This is a genomic window from Marivivens aquimaris (assembly GCF_015220045.1).
GTDB classification, from domain to species: Bacteria; Pseudomonadota; Alphaproteobacteria; order Rhodobacterales; family Rhodobacteraceae; genus Marivivens; species Marivivens aquimaris.
Genome location: NZ_JADBGB010000003.1, coordinates 155,742 through 173,392, shown reverse-complemented (window position 1 = coordinate 173,392; position 17,651 = coordinate 155,742). Strand labels below are relative to the sequence as shown.

Annotated in this window: 14 protein-coding genes and 1 pseudogene; 1 reads left to right on the top strand and 14 read right to left on the bottom strand. The window is 58.6% G+C overall.

All coding sequences use genetic code 11. The annotated features are described in order from the left end of the window. Window positions 1–15: 15 nt before the first annotated feature. The 7 genes from IF204_RS17950 to IF204_RS17920 all read right to left on the bottom strand — a co-directional run bounded on the left by IF204_RS17950 (window position 16) and on the right by IF204_RS17920 (window position 5,729). Window positions 16–507 carry a DUF6878 family protein gene (locus tag IF204_RS17950; protein ID WP_194098501.1) on the bottom strand — a complete coding sequence of 164 codons (492 nt, stop codon included), beginning with the start codon at window positions 505–507 and terminating at the stop codon, window positions 16–18. Window positions 508–609: 102 nt separating this feature from the next. Continuing rightward, the gene (locus IF204_RS17945) at window positions 610–1,128 is read right to left on the bottom strand and encodes a DNA repair protein RadC (RefSeq protein ID WP_068242596.1); all 519 of its coding nucleotides are present in this window, start codon (window positions 1,126–1,128) and stop codon (window positions 610–612) included. A gap of 109 nt (window positions 1,129–1,237) precedes the next feature. Then, a complete protein-coding gene (locus tag IF204_RS17940) occupies window positions 1,238–1,678 on the bottom strand; it encodes a JAB domain-containing protein (RefSeq protein WP_068242599.1) in 441 nt (146 codons plus the stop codon). Between the two features lie 125 nt (window positions 1,679–1,803). After that, complete coding sequence (locus tag IF204_RS17935) at window positions 1,804–3,003, bottom strand: hypothetical protein (protein WP_068242602.1); 1,200 nt, start codon at window positions 3,001–3,003, stop codon at window positions 1,804–1,806. Between the two features lie 173 nt (window positions 3,004–3,176). After that, the gene (tcmP, locus tag IF204_RS17930; protein WP_068242605.1) at window positions 3,177–4,316 is read right to left on the bottom strand and encodes a three-Cys-motif partner protein TcmP; all 1,140 of its coding nucleotides are present in this window, start codon (window positions 4,314–4,316) and stop codon (window positions 3,177–3,179) included. Between the two features lie 12 nt (window positions 4,317–4,328). Beyond that, window positions 4,329–5,084, bottom strand: a complete 756-nt coding sequence (locus IF204_RS17925) for a DUF5131 family protein (protein WP_068242608.1) — start codon at window positions 5,082–5,084, stop codon at window positions 4,329–4,331. A 240-nt stretch (window positions 5,085–5,324) separates the two neighbouring features. After that, window positions 5,325–5,729 carry a single-stranded DNA-binding protein gene (locus IF204_RS17920; RefSeq protein WP_068242612.1) on the bottom strand — a complete coding sequence of 135 codons (405 nt, stop codon included), beginning with the start codon at window positions 5,727–5,729 and terminating at the stop codon, window positions 5,325–5,327. A 424-nt stretch (window positions 5,730–6,153) separates the two neighbouring features. Between IF204_RS17920 and IF204_RS17915 the strand changes: the two genes are divergently transcribed. Continuing rightward, window positions 6,154–6,474, top strand: coding sequence for an H-NS histone family protein (locus IF204_RS17915; RefSeq protein ID WP_194098500.1), 321 nt, complete (start codon window positions 6,154–6,156; stop codon window positions 6,472–6,474). A gap of 215 nt (window positions 6,475–6,689) precedes the next feature. Here the strand turns inward: IF204_RS17915 and IF204_RS17910 are convergent, their stop codons facing one another. The 7 genes and pseudogenes from IF204_RS17910 to repA form a co-directional block, all read right to left on the bottom strand. Next, window positions 6,690–10,040 carry a DEAD/DEAH box helicase gene (locus tag IF204_RS17910; protein WP_068242617.1) on the bottom strand — a complete coding sequence of 1,117 codons (3,351 nt, stop codon included), beginning with the start codon at window positions 10,038–10,040 and terminating at the stop codon, window positions 6,690–6,692. A 396-nt stretch (window positions 10,041–10,436) separates the two neighbouring features. After that, window positions 10,437–10,601 (bottom strand): hypothetical protein, encoded by a 165-nt coding sequence (locus tag IF204_RS17905; protein WP_165595903.1) that lies wholly within the window; start codon window positions 10,599–10,601, stop codon window positions 10,437–10,439. 386 nt (window positions 10,602–10,987) lie between these two features. Continuing rightward, window positions 10,988–11,461 (bottom strand): hypothetical protein, encoded by a 474-nt coding sequence (locus IF204_RS17900; RefSeq protein ID WP_068242620.1) that lies wholly within the window; start codon window positions 11,459–11,461, stop codon window positions 10,988–10,990. Window positions 11,462–11,561: 100 nt separating this feature from the next. Next, window positions 11,562–13,745 (bottom strand): annotated as a pseudogene (locus IF204_RS17895) (ParB/RepB/Spo0J family partition protein). 178 nt (window positions 13,746–13,923) lie between these two features. Beyond that, complete coding sequence (locus IF204_RS17890) at window positions 13,924–15,006, bottom strand: helix-turn-helix domain-containing protein (RefSeq protein WP_322743311.1); 1,083 nt, start codon at window positions 15,004–15,006, stop codon at window positions 13,924–13,926. A 122-nt stretch (window positions 15,007–15,128) separates the two neighbouring features. Next, window positions 15,129–16,199: a plasmid partitioning protein RepB gene (gene repB / locus IF204_RS17885; RefSeq protein WP_068242626.1), complete on the bottom strand. Its 1,071-nt coding sequence runs from the start codon at window positions 16,197–16,199 to the stop codon at window positions 15,129–15,131. Continuing rightward, entirely contained in the window at window positions 16,199–17,386 is a 1,188-nt protein-coding gene (gene repA / locus IF204_RS17880) for a plasmid partitioning protein RepA (RefSeq protein ID WP_068242629.1), read from the bottom strand. Before repA ends, repB begins: the two co-directional genes overlap by 1 nt. Window positions 17,387–17,651 lie beyond the last annotated feature (265 nt).

Sequence of the window (17,651 nt, the reverse complement as noted above, 5' to 3'; positions counted from 1 at the left end):
GCCATCGCCGCCCCCTCAGAAATCATGGGTGAAGAGTTCAGACGAGGTGAAGCGCTCGTTGAGCTCGAGATGGATGCAGCGGGCGGAAGCGTCGAAGCAGAACTCGCCGTAGGCGCCGTCGTTGTTTTCCCAACCGCCATGTGTGTCAGACAGGAAGTCGTAGGCGAGCTGCTCGACAACATCCTCCAGCGAGAGCTGCCGCATCTCGACCTCGGGGTCATCCCAGGTCAGCGCGGCATGGGGGATTTCGGTTGCGGGAAAATCGACAGCCGTCTCGCCCGCCCAGGCGCCGATGCTTTCGATCTGGCCGCTGTCACCGGCGCCGTCGAAGGTTACGGTGACATGGGTGATGCCGGCGGCAATGAGACCATCGAACAGGCGGTCCTTGTTGCCCGGGCGAAGGGCGAGGATCCGGGCGGTGCGTTCGGCATGCGCGGCAAGGATCGCCCCGAAATCGACGGTGGAAGGCCGCAGCGGGGCGGCCAGAGTGGGTTCAGTCTGGGTCATGGATAACTCCGTTCGGTGAGGACAGGTCAGACCCCCGGGTGGCGCACTCCTCTGCCCCCCGAAGGCTCAAACCCATCCCATCCCTCCTCTGTCTCTCGGGCGTCACGCCGCGATCTGCAGCGCCCGGGCGGCAAAGGCGCGCCAGAGCGGGTCGACCAGACGCGCATCCAGCAGATCGGCACGGTGATGCAGTCGCTGCGCCAGTTCAGGCTCGTGCCAGTCAATGGCACGTCCAGCCTGGGCGCGAAGTTGAACAGCCTCGGTCACGACGGCCCGCGCCTCAAGAGCATTGGCGACAGGGTGGCACCAAGCCACAGCGCCATGACTGGCGGCCCCGGCAAGAACCAGGCGCTGGTCGCAATCAAGGATGGCCAGAAGCTGCGGCGCTGCATCGGAGCCGTTGTCCTCGGCAAGCTCAAACGCCCCCTGCATGGCATCGGCCAAGATCGCAAAACGCTCAACGACCACGGGGGCAGCGGTGCCCGACATCAGGGCTGCAGGCGTCCGGTGCATCCGCGTCAACGCGAAAGGCAGGCTGGGATCAGGAGCGACAGCTGGGCCATTTGGGACGGGGCCCATCGGGCGCGGGCTCGGCTGAATCGGCAGGGGAAGATCAAACATAGCAATGTCTCCAACGGCGCGGGAAGCCACTCTCCCCGCCTCATCCGTCAAAGACCAAACCGCCGCCCTCTTGCTCGAAGGGGCGACGGTAGCAAGTCTGGTGCCACGATCAGAGCTTGCCGAGGGCCCGCAGGCTCAGCTCCGTTCCGGCACCGACGATGATGTGGTCATGCAGCGTCAGGCCGAGATACTTGCAGCCCTTCTGGATCTCCTTGGTCATGCTGAGATCGGCCTCGGACGGCGTCGGATCGCCCGACGGGTGATTGTGGATCAGGATCAGGGCGCTGGCGTTCAGCATCAGCGCCCGCTTGATCACCTCGCGCGGATAGACAGGGACATGATCGACTGTGCCGGTCGACAAAAGCTCATCGGCGATGATGCGGTTCTTGCGGTCGAGATAGAGGACATGGAATCGCTCGATGGGACCTCGGACGGTCAGAGCGCAATAGTCCATCAGCGCCTGCCAGCTCCCGATGACCGGGTTCTGGCTAAGGTAACGGCCGAGGATATCGCGGGCCTCGAGGACGATGGTTTCTTCCTGGGGGGTCATGGGGGTCTCGCTGAAATGCGCAGGCCGAAGCCCCCCTGCCCTCTCGGGCGGGGCCAGTGGCATGCATTTGGAAGGGGAAAGCGCGACCGCCGCCGATGCAGGCGGTCGCGTTGTCGAGCCCGGCGTCAGCCGACCCGGTCGAGGAGCTTCTTGGCGCGCCCCTCCATGTCGAGGCGGGCATCCTGCTGGGTCTTGTCGCGCGCAAGCCGCGTGATGCCCTGCACGAAGTCGAAAATACTCTCGGGCGGGCGGCCCTCTTCCATCAGCACTTTCTCGATGATCTTCCCGGACTCCGCCTTCGAGAAGCCCCGCTTGCGCAGGAAATCCGCGCGATCCTCGTCGCTGCGCGCTACGATCTGCTGCCGCGCTGCCTTGATGCCGTTCACGAAGCCCTGCGGCGAGGAATTGGCGAAGCGCGTCAGCGCCGGTGCCGCCTCATGGGCAAAGCGGGAAGCGGCGTATTTCGAATGGCGGATGCGGATCTCCTGGAAATCCTCGACGCCCCACAGATTCCTGTTTTGACACACCGCCCGCAGGTAAAAGCTCGCCATGCCGAGGGTCTTGGCACCAACTTCGGAGTTCCAGCAGTAGAAGCCGCGGAAGTAGAGATCGGGGGAGCCGTCCGGTAGCTTGCCCGCTTCGATCGGGTTGCGATCGTCGACCAGGAACAGGAAGACGTCGCGGTCCGAGGCATAGAGCGTGGTCGTGTCGCGGCTGATCTCGACATCGGGGTTGTAGACCCCGGTCGACCAATCGAGCACGCCCGGCACCTTCCAGCGCGTGTCGCCGGTGCCATTGCCCGCGATGCGCTGCACCGCCTCGACCAGCTCGAAATCGTGGATGCGGCCGTAATCGGGGCCGGTCACGGCGCGCAGTTCTTTGCGGCCATCTTCGGTCTCAAAAGTCTTCACCTGTTCGGCGCGGTGGTTGGTCAGACCATATTGCAGGTTGATCCCCGCCAACGGCGCGGGCAATTGCCGCAGATAGGAGGCCGGGGCGCCGACGATGCTGGCAAGCTGGCCGAACGCCCAATGCGTGGGCGCGACCGGTTCTTGCGCCTTCGGCAGCATCAGGTGCAACCGCTCGGGGTTGTCGCGCGCGGCCTCGACGCGGATATCCGCCGTCTGCACCACGCGGCTACGGCTGCGCTCCGACCGGCCTTTCACATTGGCCCAGAGATCATCGAGTGACAGATACCGCTCGTCATCCGGCCGGTTGAACCATTCGGACGACACCCGCCCGTTCCGCTCACCCCGGCTCACATCCACTTTCCAGCCACCCGCCCGCGCCGGTGCGACCGGATCCAGAACTTCCACAACACCCATCGGTATTCCTCCGTGACAGGCGCCGGAAGCCACTCTCCCAGCCTTTAACCTGTCGCGAAAGCAACCAGCCTTTCTCTCACTCTAAATCGGTTTGGGAAGAGGGTGGGCGTCTGATGAACATGCGAAGGCCAGCTTGCGCTTGGCGCGAGCCGCTATTCGTGGCTTTAGGTCTCTCAGACCAAGAAGATTGCGGTATCCGGCTGGGGAACTCGCTTTCTCGGCGGAAGTTCGAAATTGATGACGCCCCGCTCCCGCATATCCAAAAGGACACTGTTCAGATGCTTGCGGCGAATTGGAACTTCCTCCATCGCCTGATTGAACATCGGGCCAGGAAATGCCCGCATTCGGCCTTTCAGGAAACTCACGATTATCTCCTCAGCCCGTTTTCTATTCGCTTTGCACCCGACGCCTTTCTGTTCCTGCTGGATCGCTGCGATGTCGGCAGAAGAGAACAAGCTGACTTGCGGGCTGTCACCTTCGCGGAGGTTGTGACGCATCACTAGTTCCTGCTTCTCGACCTTCTCTTGAACGTCGCGGAATACTTCCAACCCGGACGGGCTCTGCGTACCGAGTATTAGACGCATCTTCACTCGCTCGCGCCTCGGCACCATGATCGAGAAATCGGGTAGATATGATGCCACTTTGTTCGAGCGCATCGCGGCCTTCATCAGGTACAGCATCTTCTGCTCGTTGCTCCAGCCGGCGGGTAGGTGCGCGAACTCATCAGCCCATGCCGCGTCCGCTAGGAACCGCCCGAAGGACGCCTCAACCTCGTGATATTCAGCATGTCGGTTGATGTGGTCCGACATGAAATTCAGCATGAACTCGCCATTCTGTTCACGCAGGAAGCGGAACACCTCTTCGTTACGAATGTTCCATCCGGTCGGGTCAATGAAGGTGAACGTGAAACCGTCAGTCACTTTGGTGGCGATCGCATTGAGGTTGTCTTCGAATGCACCTTCGAAAACGTGTATCTCGAACCGCCCTTTCGAAGCAGCGTACTCCCGAAGGCGCGCAACCGCTTCTGGACGCTGTTCGCAGAAACAGAAGCGAATTTTCAGTCCACCGACGCCGCGCTTTTCTAGATCAGCGCGAACAGCTTCCAAAGTGTTGATTGCCTGATCGAACGACGCATCTGAATACTTAGCGTCATCAGATATGCGCCAAGGTCCGGCAAAGGCATCTACGAAATTGAATGTAGGAGAATGGCCTTGCAGCGTCTTGTATGCCGCTGCTTGGAGGTATTTCGTCAGGAACTGGTGCTTAATGAATGATTGTTCGCGGTCGCGGTAAAGGTCTAAATCTGCTTCCATACGTGTTTCTCGCTATTGCAATTCGGCCATGATCGCCTTCGGCACGATTTGCCACGGGAACCCGTTCCATTCTTCGCCTTCGAGCAGACGACCGCCGGATTTCGGCCGCGCACCGCCCCACTGTTTGAAGAAGAAAGCAACTTCGTATCGCTCACAGGCAACGCGCAATTCGGTCGCCCACGCCGCTTCCATCGGACGAGCGCCGGGCCCACTTTCGCCGCCGACAATCGCCCAAGCAACACTTGTCAGATCGACCTCGCCAATCGGGCCTAGCAGCGGTTCGAATGAGATGAAGCGCGCATCCGAGTTGATCTGCCGAAGGTGTTCAATCCGCCCTTTGTGTGCGGCATCCTCGACGGACACGCCAAGCCAGATATGCGACGGCACTCGCCCACCGTTGTAGCGGCGGCGCACGTAGTTGCGCATCAGTGATGAGCGCTTGGTCAGGACTTGATAGACATGCCAGTCGGCGGCCTCCATCGCATCGAACACGTGGTCGATGAACTCACGCGGAATATCCTTGTGGAACAGGTCGCTCATCGAGTTGACGAAGATCATTCGCGGCTTCTTCCACTGTGCGAGCTGCCCAAGGCGTGACGGCCATAGGCGCAAGTCGAAACCTTGTTCGTATGGATGTCCTTGAATACCGCGCCAGCGTTCAGCGAACCTTTCTGCGTAGCAATGGTCGCAGCCGGGACCGACCTTCGTGCATCCCGTCACAGGATTCCATGTCGCATCCGTCCATTCGATTTCAGATTTCTGTGCCATCCTGCTCCACCTCTTTTTGTGGATAACTCTAATGGCATATACACAGATGAGGAACTCCTAAGTTTGTTGAACATCGATCTACGGAAACCCGCGATGCAAACTTTCAATCTTGGAAATGTTGTAAGTTGCGTCAGCGGCAGGTCGCTAGAGGTCAATTTGTATAGGCGCCAGACCGGTTTGAGCCAAGATTGGCCAATCCCGGCGGGTTTCCCCGCCGGGCCTAAGGGGAAGGCCCCGTTCTCAGAACGGGATCTCGTCGTCGCGGTCAACCAGCTCGGGGTTTTCGTTCTCGGCCGACTTCGGGCGGCTCAGGAAGTCGACCTTCTCGGCGATGATCTCGCAGCCGTAGCGGTCGTTCCCCATGCTGTCGATCCACTTGCTGTAGTGGATGCGGCCATGGACGAGGACCTTCATGCCCTTTTCGCAATGCTCCGCGACCGTCTTGCCGAGACCGTTGAAGCAGGTGATGCGGTGCCATTCCGTGTCCATGACCCGGTAGCCGTTCTCGTCGCGCAGGACGCGACCTTCCGAGAGGCGGGGGCGGGAGGTGGCGAGGCTGAAGTTGGTGATGTTGGTGCCGCCTTGGGTGGTGCGGACTTCGGGGGTCTGACCGATGTTGCCGGCGAGGATGACGATGTTCTGCATGATAAGCTCCTGTGTGTCCTGTCTTCGGGACCGTCCCTTCGACAAGACCCGGAAAAAGCCCGTCGGGCGACGCGAGCACGGTGGACAGCATGGACGCCGGAAACCCCCAGAGGACCGGGGTGGAGCGGGCAGCCCCAAAGGGGCAACTCGGCCCGGACTGACGCGGGGTTGCGCGCGAGAGCCCGAACGGGATTAGGGGATTGTCAGTCGAAGGGATGGCCCGGGAGACAGAGATGCGCGGGGAGCCCATGCCAGAACCCGTCACCCGGCCAATCGAGACCGCCTGACCCCAAGTTCAGCACCTGCCTGGCGGCAAAACGACGGTCACCAGCCTTTGCCACCCCTGCCCCAGCCTTCCGGGAGTTGCGGCGCCCTGCATCGACGGGCTATCGATACCGGGACATTCAGGACACGGACCGCACAAATGGCTGATTGCGATCTCGAGCCACTGTCGCTCGGCGAGCTGAAGAAAATGCAGAAGGACGTCGCCAAGGCGATTGCCACATTCGAGGATCGGCAGAAGGCGGAAGCCCGCGCCAAGGTAGAACCTGTCGCCCGGGATCTGGGCTATTCACTGGCCGAACTCGTCGGGACAGATAGCAAGACCAAGCGCGCTCCAGTCGCACCAAAATACCAGCACCCTGAGAACCCGGCCGTCACCTGGTCTGGTCGCGGGCGGAAACCGCAGTGGTTCGTAGACGCGCTGGCTGCTGGCACAACGGCTGGTGATCTGGAAATTCGCTGAAAGATTACCAACCCTGTGGCTAAAGAGTCCGAGGCGGATCGGTGCCCGACCCAGTCATTCGGGCCTGGCGCCGCGTATGATCGGTGCGGCTTCACTTTGGCCGCCAATGTCGTGCCGCGGCCCACATCGAAAAACTTTCAGAGTTGCCGATATTTGCTGCAAACCGTCTCAATGCCGGCTCATAAAAATATCCAACACTTGCTTCGCTGAGTCACCTAATTGGAACAATAGAACTTCAGCCGCGTGCTTGCTCTGGCACAGGCCGTCTGCATGGCATCCCAATGCATCAGGAACTGCCGCAGGCGGTTCGGCCAACGCTCTTGGTTCAGGCCCTCCACAAGCGCTTGCCTGCGCGCCATCTTCGCTCCGACAATCCAGATTTCACGATCAAAGGACGGATTTCGACACGACGCGTGGAGCAGATCGTTGAGTTGAGCAGATGTGAGACCGTTAGGATTCCGAAAGATGCGGCTACGACCATGTAGCCTGACTTGATTAGCCTGTACGTCGGTTTCCCATCGATCGGGCGTCCAGACCGTGGATGGCTGTCCGCGCGAGATAAACCCGAGGCTTGCGAGTGCTTGCCGACCGACATCCTGTAGTCCGCCGACATGATATCCGGTGCCGCCCCGCCCCACATCGCCGACCTTTGCGTGAACAAACACGATCTTCCTGTTATCAGGATCAAAACCTATGAAGTCCGCGGCTTCACGGCTATCGTCATCACACAACCAGACCGGTATGGCTTCAATTTCGGCGGTAAGTTTGTCATCCGCGATCCCGTTGGCAGCGCGCTGGCCTTCGCATGTTACCGAAAAAAGCCCGAAAATGGATTGCCTGTACCAATGTGCACGATTTGCGGCGTATTGATCGTCGCCCTTCTCGGTCAGGACATCATCGAGCGTGGGCGATGCGTGGATATATTCGAGAACCGGTTTGACGCCACCGTCCTGAACCCACTGCATCTTCGGTTCGTAGAAATTGCCCTCCGAATACACGACGCTGTCACGCTGTGTGAGAATTCGGAAGGCCTGCCCTTTGTTAAGCCGCTGTACGAGCGTCAAGGCCTGACGCCTATCCTCTCCTGCCTGCGCGGGAGCAAGCTCATCCAGCCTTGGGCTGGTAACCCTGTATTTGCGGGTTTCCGAAACGAACTCGACGCTACACGGCACATCCTCGTCGCCGATCTGGATCGTGAATCCGCCTGTTGCGCCATCCACCTCGGCACATAGATCAAAGTAATCGATGTCCTCAAGGAGAACCCAGGCCGCACCACCGGCCTCGTCGTCGCGCATGTCGTCAAGCGATGGGTCAAGCAGGATCGAAACCGGCTGGGCTTCTTGGTCATCGATATCTTCGACCAAGGCAGCATATCGATTAAAGACATGGCTTCGTTCCCGATCGGCATCCGCCAGCTCGGCGGCGATTTCTGTGGTCCATGTAACATAGTCTGCAACCGAAACATGGCGCTCCGAAGCATCGCGCAGGCGCGAGCGATTAAAGCCAACATACCGGGCGGTCCCGTTTACAAAACCGGCGGCAGTTGCAGGAACGAGCGAAGGATCAAGCAAATCGGTAAAAGCATCTGCAAAAGAACGAGTCCGCAGAGCCATTGCCCGGATCGCATGTTGGGACATGTCGAGAGAGGAGAAGGACATGCGGGAAAGTCGGGACGGATTGTCGTCACTCTCGGGGAAGGCCTTTTCCATGACCGACCTGCCCGCTCGTTTGAGGCTTAGGCCGTCCATATCCACCACAAGGCCTTCTGTATCGTGCATGAAAACGAGTTCACCCTGTTGGACAGCAAGGAAAACCCCAAGCTTCCATTCAGAAAAGAACCGGTCGATCAGGTACGGCGAGTTTCGCCACGCATAGTAGGAAAAACCGATCGAACCATCCGGCATGCCTTCAATCGGCGTGATCTTAAACCGGTCCTTGTCCATGATTGCTTCTTCGATCACCGTGGCGAACACACGGATGTCGGGAAGCGGTGCGGCAGTTCTCAGAACAGCGGCGGTTCGGGGAAGCTGGATGTCGCCTGCGGCGAGTGGCTGTTCGAACTCGAAGCGCCCCCGAAATTCACCGCCAATATATTGATACTCGGCCATGTATTCGAGCAGGCGGTCCGGAAGCGTAACCTCGTTCGTGACGATATGCGCGGTGTTCCGCGCCGCATAATCCTCGTAGCCTTGGTATCTCTCCCAAGTAGTCCGAATACGCTCGGCATTGGCAGGAGTGGAAAGAATCCAACCTGCCTGGGGTATACCATCCTCACCCCGCGAATATCTGGTCGCACGTCCAATCTGCTGCACGAGTTGTCGTGCATTGCCCATGAGATCGAAGATGGCGACGGCAACGAATGACGGATCGTCAATCCCCTCCATGAGCTTGTTCTGGTGAATCCAGAACTTCGCGTCAGGGCGGGACCGAAGAGCGGACGCGACGCTGGTGAACATGTCCCGGTTCTGCTGCGTCTTCTTCGCGCGGTCATGGATCACGACAGCTTGCGTTTCGAAGACGCGGTTAATCTCGGTCTGTAAGAGCGTGAGGGTCTCAAGGTCATCACCGCGCACCATGACTTTTGGCGTTACGCCGTTCAAAAACCAGCGTTCGGCCTCCCGCAGGCGCTCGAGCAATTCCTTGTGCAGAATGCCGACAAACTGTGGGATTGCAGCTTCCCGCACAACTGGTCCGACGTCGCCTTCTGGCACGATGATATCGGCGGGACGGATAATACGCCCGTCAACTGCCTGCCTGTAAGGGAAGTTGAAGAGATAACGTCCGCGCACACGAAACGACTTGTAGTCGTTCCTGTAAGGCGTTGCGCTCAATAGAAGAGTCGGCAGATTGAATTCTCGAACGCCGCGTGACCACGAGATAGCAGGCTCGTAATGACCTTCATCGACGATCACGAGATCAAACTCGTCCCGGATATGCGCTAAAATAGCTGCTGCAACTGCCGAACCGCCATCATCAGGATCTTGTGCCGTCTTGCGGATGTCGCCGAGCGCCTGATGCGTGCCGACCAGAATGGCGCGATCAGTGGCCTGATCGCCCAGATGCTGCACCACCATGCCGACATTCTTGGGCAAGAATTGTTCGACATACACGTTGTCAAGCGTGGTGCCGAACACGTCGGCCTCCGCGGTGAAGAGCGCCGAGCCGTTTGCCTCATACCCAAGGTGAGACCAGAAACGGTAACGGATGTCCGCCAGGAGTTGCTCAGTCAGCGCAGTGCGTGGCGTCAATACGAGAACACGGCGGACCTCCGGCAGACACCGCGCAAGGATCGCAATGATGCCAGACTTGCCTGTGCCGGTGGGTAGCTTTAGGAGCGCAGCTTCTGTGTGCTCGGGCCGCTCCGGTATCTGCTTGTCCCCGTGCAGATAGGCAACGACCGTGGCGATAGCTGCTTGCTGGTGCCCCCAGAGGTGTGGCGCATCGTCGACACCCTCCCAGAAGTTGTAGCTTCGAAGGTGCCGGAGGGTCCGCGAATAGGCTCTGTTATCGATTCCCTGTCCCGTAATCGACGTCCGCTCATCCGAAATTAGTTCTTTTAGATTCACTTTTTGTTTTCCTTGGCCGGATGGCAGTACGTCGATCGGCTTGCATACTTCGCCTTATAGTTGAAGCGTAACCACTTATTTTTTTGGCGGAAAGAGCTCTTACGAATATTCTAAGTCATTCAACTATCAAAGCATATGACATTGCAAAGGCCGCTTCGAACGCTGCATGCAGCACCGAAAGATAGAATTAATGTTCGGTCCGGCCCGGACATGTCGATATTCTTGGCGTTGTGGCAGTCGCGTTGCAACTGGCACCTCTACAGCTTCAGGCCATCTGGCGCTGCGCCATCGGCGGTCCACTGTTCCGAATATTTCACCGGCACCGTGCGAGAGCGCAACGACGCAGCAGAAGACGCTTCTGCGCCTCCGCGTGAGCCTGCCGGGGTAACCGTGGGCCTAAGCCCACGGGTCAATCTCAACCAGCACCTGAACCTCGTCGCCGTCGATTTCATCGGCGGGGACGGCGCCGAAGGATCCATCCCCTGCCTGGAAGACGACGATCGAGACCATGAGCGTGGCGGCGAGGGAGGCTGCGAAGGCGTGTGCATCTTTGCGGGACATCTGTTTGGCTCCTGTCTTGGAGGCGGGGGACCATCCCCCGCGCGACAGGACCTCGAAGGCCCGAATACTGGCTGACATCACCGGGTGCGTTCGGCTCGTCCGAATCCACCCGGCGGCACGGGCTTGCCCGTAGTCCGACCCCTCGCGGGTTGATCTCGAAGACAGAATTCGGGGCAAGGAAGGGAATGGCGAGCGGGGGATGGTCCCCCAACGTCAGGAGCGGATTGTCCCGCTGATGCTTCTAACGCCGCCAGCCTCCCGGCCACGCTCTTGGTTGAAGACTCCTTCTTTGGGGATGGATCCTTTGGTGCCCCGCGAACTCAAAGGACAAGGTTGTGATGGATGAGAGGCCCACGCTTGGGCGGGCCCCTCGATTTCAGTTGGGCTCAGGCGGCCAGGTCCGCGCACCCTGCCCTATCACCGTCCTCAGTGCCGACGATCTCGAGCCGCGCATTGCGGTATCCTTCCTTGGCGATCCAAAGCTCGGCCGCAGTGACGGACTCCGCCAGATACAGCAGCTCAGTGTTGCCGGCGAAATCGAGAAGCACGCGCACCTGCCCGGGCTTCGGATCCTCGGCCACCTCGAAGACGAGGGCGCTGTCAGCGGAATGGCTGCGCATGATGGTGACGAGGATCACCCCGTCCGAGGAGAAATTGCCCTCATGCAGCGTGAACGACGCGGGTGCCGTCCATGTCGGGTAAGGTCGGGGTGGCTCCTTTTTCACAAGACGGCCAACGCCGTTCGAGCGCTCCCAAGCCGCGAGCTTCTTGGTGAAGCGTGCAGGAGGCTTGGGGCTGCCGTCGGTGTAGCGAATGAGCGCCCCAAGGGGCGCGGTGTCGATGATGGTTGTTGCAGACATGATTCCTCATTCCGAATGCGAGTAATCGCACTCATCTTATTGATATTGTTATGTTATAGGGTGATTGGGGGCGGAATGCCCGCCCCCCTGCTGGAACACGTTACTCTGCGGCCAGCATCGACGCGCCTTCAGCAGGCAGGTCATCCGTCAGGAATGCAGGAAGGTCAGCCTCACTGACGCTGTCGGCCACTTCGGCATCGACATCCGCCCCCTGCCCTTCGGCATGGCCCTCACCGTCCAGCGCCACGAGATCGTTCCGGCGCAGGACCTCGGGCAACCAGCCGCTGCCCTTCAGCAAGCGCTCGGCCTCACTGGCCATCTCGCCTTTCTTCAGGTGATCGAGGAGTTGGGCAGTCCCCTCCCCTTTCGCCTCGCGCACGGCCTCGAGGATGCGGGCCTTGGGCACGCGGTTGAGATAGGTGTCCACCGTCGGCTCCCATCCCGCCTCCACCATATCGAGACCTGTCGCGCGCGCCACGAGATCGGCATGCGCCATACGACGGGTCAGTCCGCCTGCGGAGATGCCTGCCCCGTATGGGTTCACCTTCTCATGCAGCGCATTGACGCCGAAGCTGAGGCAATGCGCCAGCAAGGCCAGCCGACTGCCCTGGTCGAGGACCGTCAGATAGTCCCAGAGTGCTGCATCATCGCCAAGCGGCAGATCGGCTTCCCATTCCGCGTGACGCTCGTCGACCAGCTTGGCCACCACGCTGTCCTTGAGATCGGGCGCCTGCGCCGACATGTAGACGTGACGCACTGAGGCTTCGAGACAGCTGCCCGAAGCAGAGGAGGTGCGGAAGGTGTCCGTCACCAGCTTCAGCAGCAGCAGCGTCAATGCCACGTCGGGAGAGCGCCCGATCGCTTCACGCAGCGCCAGCGTCCGGTGGGCCGTCAACTCAATGACCAACCGCTCGGGCAGTGGCTTCAACGCCCCGTCATCCTCATCCTCTGGCAGGTCGCCACCAATTGGCTGACCACCCGACATGATGATGGTTCCGACATGAGCGGCACTGTCATAGCTATCGATGGGATCACGATCATCCCCCTGCCCCGCCACCGCAGGATCAGTACCGTCCTGGACCGCGGTCTCGTCAACGGGCTCATCCTCTGGACGCACATACCCGCGATAGACTGCCAGAGCGCCGTAACGGTCGAGCGTGACGAACGCCCCGGCTCGCCCGATCTCCTCCGCATGGAAGATCAACGGCCGGGTCTCGATCTTTTCCATCTCCGTTTCCAACACGCCAAGTCGCGTGTCGACCTCGTCGGGGATTTCATCCTGACCCGCGTATTCCTCCTCGAGCGCCCGGTACTCGGCGAGCAGCTTGGCATGGGCCGCACCTTCGTCATCCGTCATAGGTGCCGGATCGCCGGACAGGGATCGCAGGCCATGGCTGTAGCCGTAGGGCAGGTCGAGTGCAACCTCGATCCACTTCCAGCCCTCAACCGCAACTGTCTCAGCCTCGGCCTGGAGTTTTTCCGTCACCAGCCGATCGAGCAGGGCTGGGTCCTCGAGCCACCCACCGTCATCGCCCTGGAAGAGATCATGCAGCATCGTGCCGCCCGCCGCTTCATAGGCATCAACACCCACGAAGACCGCACGCCGGTCTGACGCCCGGACCGAGGTCTCGGTCAGCATGCGTCGGATCTGGAATGGCTCCTTGTTCCAGGATGAATGGATCACATCCCAGACCTGAACCTGACGCGCGTGATCAGGGTTCACGGTGAAGGCCATGAGCTGCTCCAGCGTCATGCCATCCTCGGCATAGATCTCAAGCAGGGCAGGGGCGACGGAAGCGAGTTTGAGGCGCTGCTTCACGATCTGCGGCGTCACGAAGAAGGCTGCAGCAATCTCTGCATCGCTCTGCCCCTTGTCGCGCAGCGCCACAAATGTGCGGAACTGGTCGAGCGGGTGCAGGGCGACGCGCTGCATGTTCTCGGCCAAGGAATCGTCCTCGGCCAGGATGTCGGACGCAGCATCCCGCACGATGCAGGGAATGGGCGTGGTCTTTGCCAAACGCTTCTGCTTCACCAGCAGGGACAAGGCTTGGAAGCGACGACCCCCGGCCGGGATCTCGAAGTTGCCGGTCTCGGTCCCATCGTCAGCCAACACGGGCCGCACGCTCAGGCTTTGCAAGAGACCGCGGCGGGCGATGTCCTCGGCCAGTTCCTCGACGGACACGCCAGCCTTGATGCGCCGCACATTGGACTAGCTCAGCACCAGCTTGTCGAAAGGGATATCCCGTGAAGGGGACAGGGTGATTTCCTGGACAGCTTTGGTCATCAGATCTTCTCCACGACGGGCGCCGGAAGCCACTCTCCCGATCTCACTTCCCGTCACCCTCAAACCAACACTCCTTTCCCTCTCGATGACCTTATGGTTGGAACTATCCGGGAAAATTTGCCGGAGGATCGAAGACTACGCTCAATTACAAACTGGTTGAGTGAGCGTGATAAGACCATCACGTCCCTTGCCTCATCATAGCGTCGAGGTAGGCGTTGTTGTTTTTCACCTGTCCTGTGCTGGCTCTCAAAATTAATTCGTCGAGTGCAATAAGGAGCTGCCCTGGACCTCGTTCTCTAAGGTGTTTCATGATCCTGCCCTGTTCTATTCTTAGCAATCTTCCGACATCGGCCAATATTTCGAGAACTGATTGATGATCTCTTGGTTCATGCGGGAAGAAGTCCGATACGTTTTTCAGGTCCGTCCATGCCATAATTGTTGGATCTCGGCGTTCCTGAAAACCAGATGTGCAGTGTGCATCTGCTCTATCTTTTTTTATATTCAATCTTGTGGGTTCTACGTGCCGGACATTTTGTCCGTCGTCGCCGGACATTTGGTCGGGCATTGTTTCCTGAGCGTCATGGTTTCCGGCCGGAAACTCTCTGATGGTCGCTCCGACCAACTCTGCCAGCCTCTTGATAAGCTCTATGATTTCGTCGGCTTTGAGAGTTGCACGGCGTAGGATGTTTCGTACGTTCTGGAGAAATGAGACAGTCTCAACATCCTTTGCTTGGCGCAAAGCCTCGACACGAAGAGCCAGTGCCTCCGCCTTGAGTGACCGTAGCTTTTCCTGATCGCCCACAAGCTGTTCTGCGTGTTCGGTGAGCTCTCTTTCCCGATTATACATTGGCTGCAGATCGAAGCCAAAGGCATCTCTGATCAATCCACCGTAGCGAAGAGGGAACCGTTTGCGGGTTGCGCTATCCCTGCGCTGGATCAGCCCGGCATCCACGAGGTGTCCGATACACCGTCGAATCGTTCTCTCGTTCAGGCCGTTCGTTCTCTCAGACAATGATGCGTTTGAGGGAAAGACGATAGTCATTGGAGCTGTTTGTCCGGCCTTCTTCGGCATGAAGCTGATCAAGGCCTGCAGTGTTACCAGGTCATTTGGTGTCAGACCGAGTTCTTTGCGAAGCGCTCGGATCGGCTCGATTACCCTGTACGGGTTCGTACCGGGTACAGACGATCGTTCCGCCAAGGCGGGTGTGTGAGAAAATACCTGTCTCATGATGATTTCGGCTGAAAAAGCTTCCCCGTTCACCGCGAACGGTGTTGAAAACGATTCGGCTTCGGGGTATCAATCAGGTGTCTAAGCTAATCGAGGCCCTTCGGAAGCACTGCTTTCGGGGGGTCTTTCCTTTTCTGGCCTGTCCTCCTTTCTGCTCAGTTTTTGTTATCGTCTATGTCAGGACCATCAAGATCCTGATCCCTGCCGGAGACTGGGTTACCTATGGGTTCCATTTTCTCTGGGGTAATGATCTGCCCTGGACCAGCGGCCTTCGCGTTCGCCAACGCTAGAAGAGCGGCCTCTGGATTCTCAGAGATCCACTTATGAAGCCCGTCATCTCCGTTCTTGACGGTGATGATCACGTTTCTTTTGGTGACCTTCACCATCCCGAGTTTTGTCTTGATCGCCGATGGGGCAGGGGGCTTGTGCTGTTTCAGGAGCCCTTCGAAGATCGCAAAGCGTTCGTCGGAGGTCTTGCCTGAACCTCTGGATTCCATGAGAGCGTCATGGAATTCTCGGTTTCCGGCCGGAAACCCTTCATCTCCAGAGAAGCCAAGGCTCTCATAAGACTTTGCGGCAGCATACCAACGATCCCGTCCAACCCCGGGTGCCGCCCCGATCTTTTGGATGAGTTCAGTCGGAATACAGGAAGTGACTTGTTTCATGCGAGCAAGTCCCGTGAGCTTGTCACCGGCTTTCCTGGCTTTCTGATCGATGTTGAGGGCGTCACAGACCAGTCCCTCATCCTTGCCGGACTCTATGAGAGAACGTGCAAACAGGGCTTTCTCGATCCAGCTGAGGTCTTTTCGGAAGCTGTTCTCTTGGCCTTGTGCAAGAATCGCTTGATCCTCATCCAAGCCTCTGATGAGAGCCTTTGCGGGCTTGCCAATAAGTCGAAGGGCCGCTAATCGCCTGCGCCCATAGATGATCCTGTACCGGCCCCCTTCGGGACTCAGAAGTATCGGGATAAGCTGTCCCTGCTTGTCAATGCTTTCAGCCAGTTCCCTGATGTCATCTTCGTCATCCAGGGCCAGACGATCCTGGAACTCGGAATCATCAATAAGGTCGGTACTGATTTCTTGAATTGAAGATTGTGCCGCATCCTGAAGAGAACGGGCCATTCCCGAAAGGGCAGGGGCTCGTGACTGGGTTCGAGTCGGAGAAATCGACGAGCTCTGCTGCTTTTCTTCATCCTCGGGAATGTCGAATGTGACTTTGCGGGCCATTACTTACGCCCCCATGCCGTTTTGATGAGCCCTTCGACCTCCGCCACAACCCCGTTGATGGACTCGATAGCCCGATCGTACGTCTGGCGATGAAAATCCGTTCTAGCGATCTCGAACAGTGTCTGTTGCGTGAGCCCAGCGTCAGAGACTGCAGAGGATTTCAGGAAAGGCTGAGTAAGAACGTCATCCGTGAACATGGTCCGCAGGAATGCCGCCATCTGGGTTTGAGGGCCGTCATTGGGCTCGAAACGAGTGATTAGAAATCTCATGAAGTCCCAGTCGGGCGATGCGCCCACATCAGCAATTGTTGCCATGAGGCTGGATGTGAGCTGCAGGAATTGGGCCATCGAGGCGACGTCAAGCATGCTTGGAATGACAGTGACGACTAGGGATGTCGACGCCACCAAAGCCGATAGTGTGGTAAACCCGAGTTGCGGTGGGCAGTCGATGACGACAATATCGTAGTCTGGCTCAACTTCATTAATGCAAAGGGCAAGCCGCTGATAGAACGGCGGCCTGATATTGTTTCGAAGGGCGTGTGCGGTTTCGGTCTCGAACTCAGAGAGCAACAAGCCGGCCGCGGCTAGATCGAGGTTGTGGAAATACGTTTTGCGCACAACGTCTCTAAATGGGATAGGGTCCTCGTACCGAAGGGCATCGTACACCGTTCCGGCCTCAGGGAAGTCGATTTCCGGCCGGAAACCGAACATGGTGGTCATTGAGGCTTGTGGGTCGAGATCGATTGCCAGAACTCGATAACCATCAAGGGCAAGCTTTTGGGCCAGATGGATCGCCGTTGTCGTCTTCCCAGCGCCCCCTTTGAAGTTGGCGATCGAAATGATCTGGATATGCTCCCCATCCCGACGACGAGGAACGATATGCTGGAACTTGGTGCTTGACCGGGCTATTTCGTGGCGCGCTATATCGATTTGCTCTGCAGTGTAGAACCTGCGGCCGCGGGCGTCTGTCTCGATATCACCGAGATCGAGCTTGTCCTCGAAAAACATCTTCCGCAAAAAATCTTGGCTTACACCGAGGATCTGGGCAACTTCCGTGGATGAGAAGCGTCTGAGAGCCTTTCGTTCATCAGGTAGAAACGACTTGCGCATATTCACATCAAGCGATTTGCTTAGACGTGTCGCCATCGTCTGGATCTTTTGATCCATTCTGATCCGCTGCTCGTTCATGCCCGTCCCGCCGCCCGTCTTCCGGGTCTATCTTGAGAAGGAACGCAAAACCGCCGGAAACTGATGGTTAGCGTTCTTCCGCAAAAATGTCAGGAAAGCGTTTGACAGGCAAGGATTTTTTCAGATGGTGGGCCGGTATCCGGTGAAATCATTTATTTACAATGACTTATCTTATTTCTCGGATCCAGCGCGTCAAGTGCTTGTGTCGCTGCCATCACTTAAACGCAAGATGTACCCGATTCACATAGGCGGTTTTGCTTCCAAA

Coding starts and splice junctions, on each gene's coding strand:
- IF204_RS17950 (WP_194098501.1), bottom strand. CDS start 507: ATGACCCAGACTGAACCCACTCTGGCCGCCCCGCTGCGGCCTTCCACC.
- IF204_RS17945 (WP_068242596.1), bottom strand. CDS start 1,128: ATGTTTGATCTTCCCCTGCCGATTCAGCCGAGCCCGCGCCCGATGGGC.
- IF204_RS17940 (WP_068242599.1), bottom strand. CDS start 1,678: ATGACCCCCCAGGAAGAAACCATCGTCCTCGAGGCCCGCGATATCCTC.
- IF204_RS17935 (WP_068242602.1), bottom strand. CDS start 3,003: ATGGGTGTTGTGGAAGTTCTGGATCCGGTCGCACCGGCGCGGGCGGGT.
- tcmP (WP_068242605.1), bottom strand. CDS start 4,316: ATGGAAGCAGATTTAGACCTTTACCGCGACCGCGAACAATCATTCATT.
- IF204_RS17925 (WP_068242608.1), bottom strand. CDS start 5,084: ATGGCACAGAAATCTGAAATCGAATGGACGGATGCGACATGGAATCCT.
- IF204_RS17920 (WP_068242612.1), bottom strand. CDS start 5,729: ATGCAGAACATCGTCATCCTCGCCGGCAACATCGGTCAGACCCCCGAA.
- IF204_RS17915 (WP_194098500.1), top strand. CDS start 6,154: ATGGCTGATTGCGATCTCGAGCCACTGTCGCTCGGCGAGCTGAAGAAA.
- IF204_RS17905 (WP_165595903.1), bottom strand. CDS start 10,601: ATGTCCCGCAAAGATGCACACGCCTTCGCAGCCTCCCTCGCCGCCACG.
- IF204_RS17900 (WP_068242620.1), bottom strand. CDS start 11,461: ATGTCTGCAACAACCATCATCGACACCGCGCCCCTTGGGGCGCTCATT.
- repB (WP_068242626.1), bottom strand. CDS start 16,199: ATGGCCCGCAAAGTCACATTCGACATTCCCGAGGATGAAGAAAAGCAG.
- repA (WP_068242629.1), bottom strand. CDS start 17,386: ATGAACGAGCAGCGGATCAGAATGGATCAAAAGATCCAGACGATGGCG.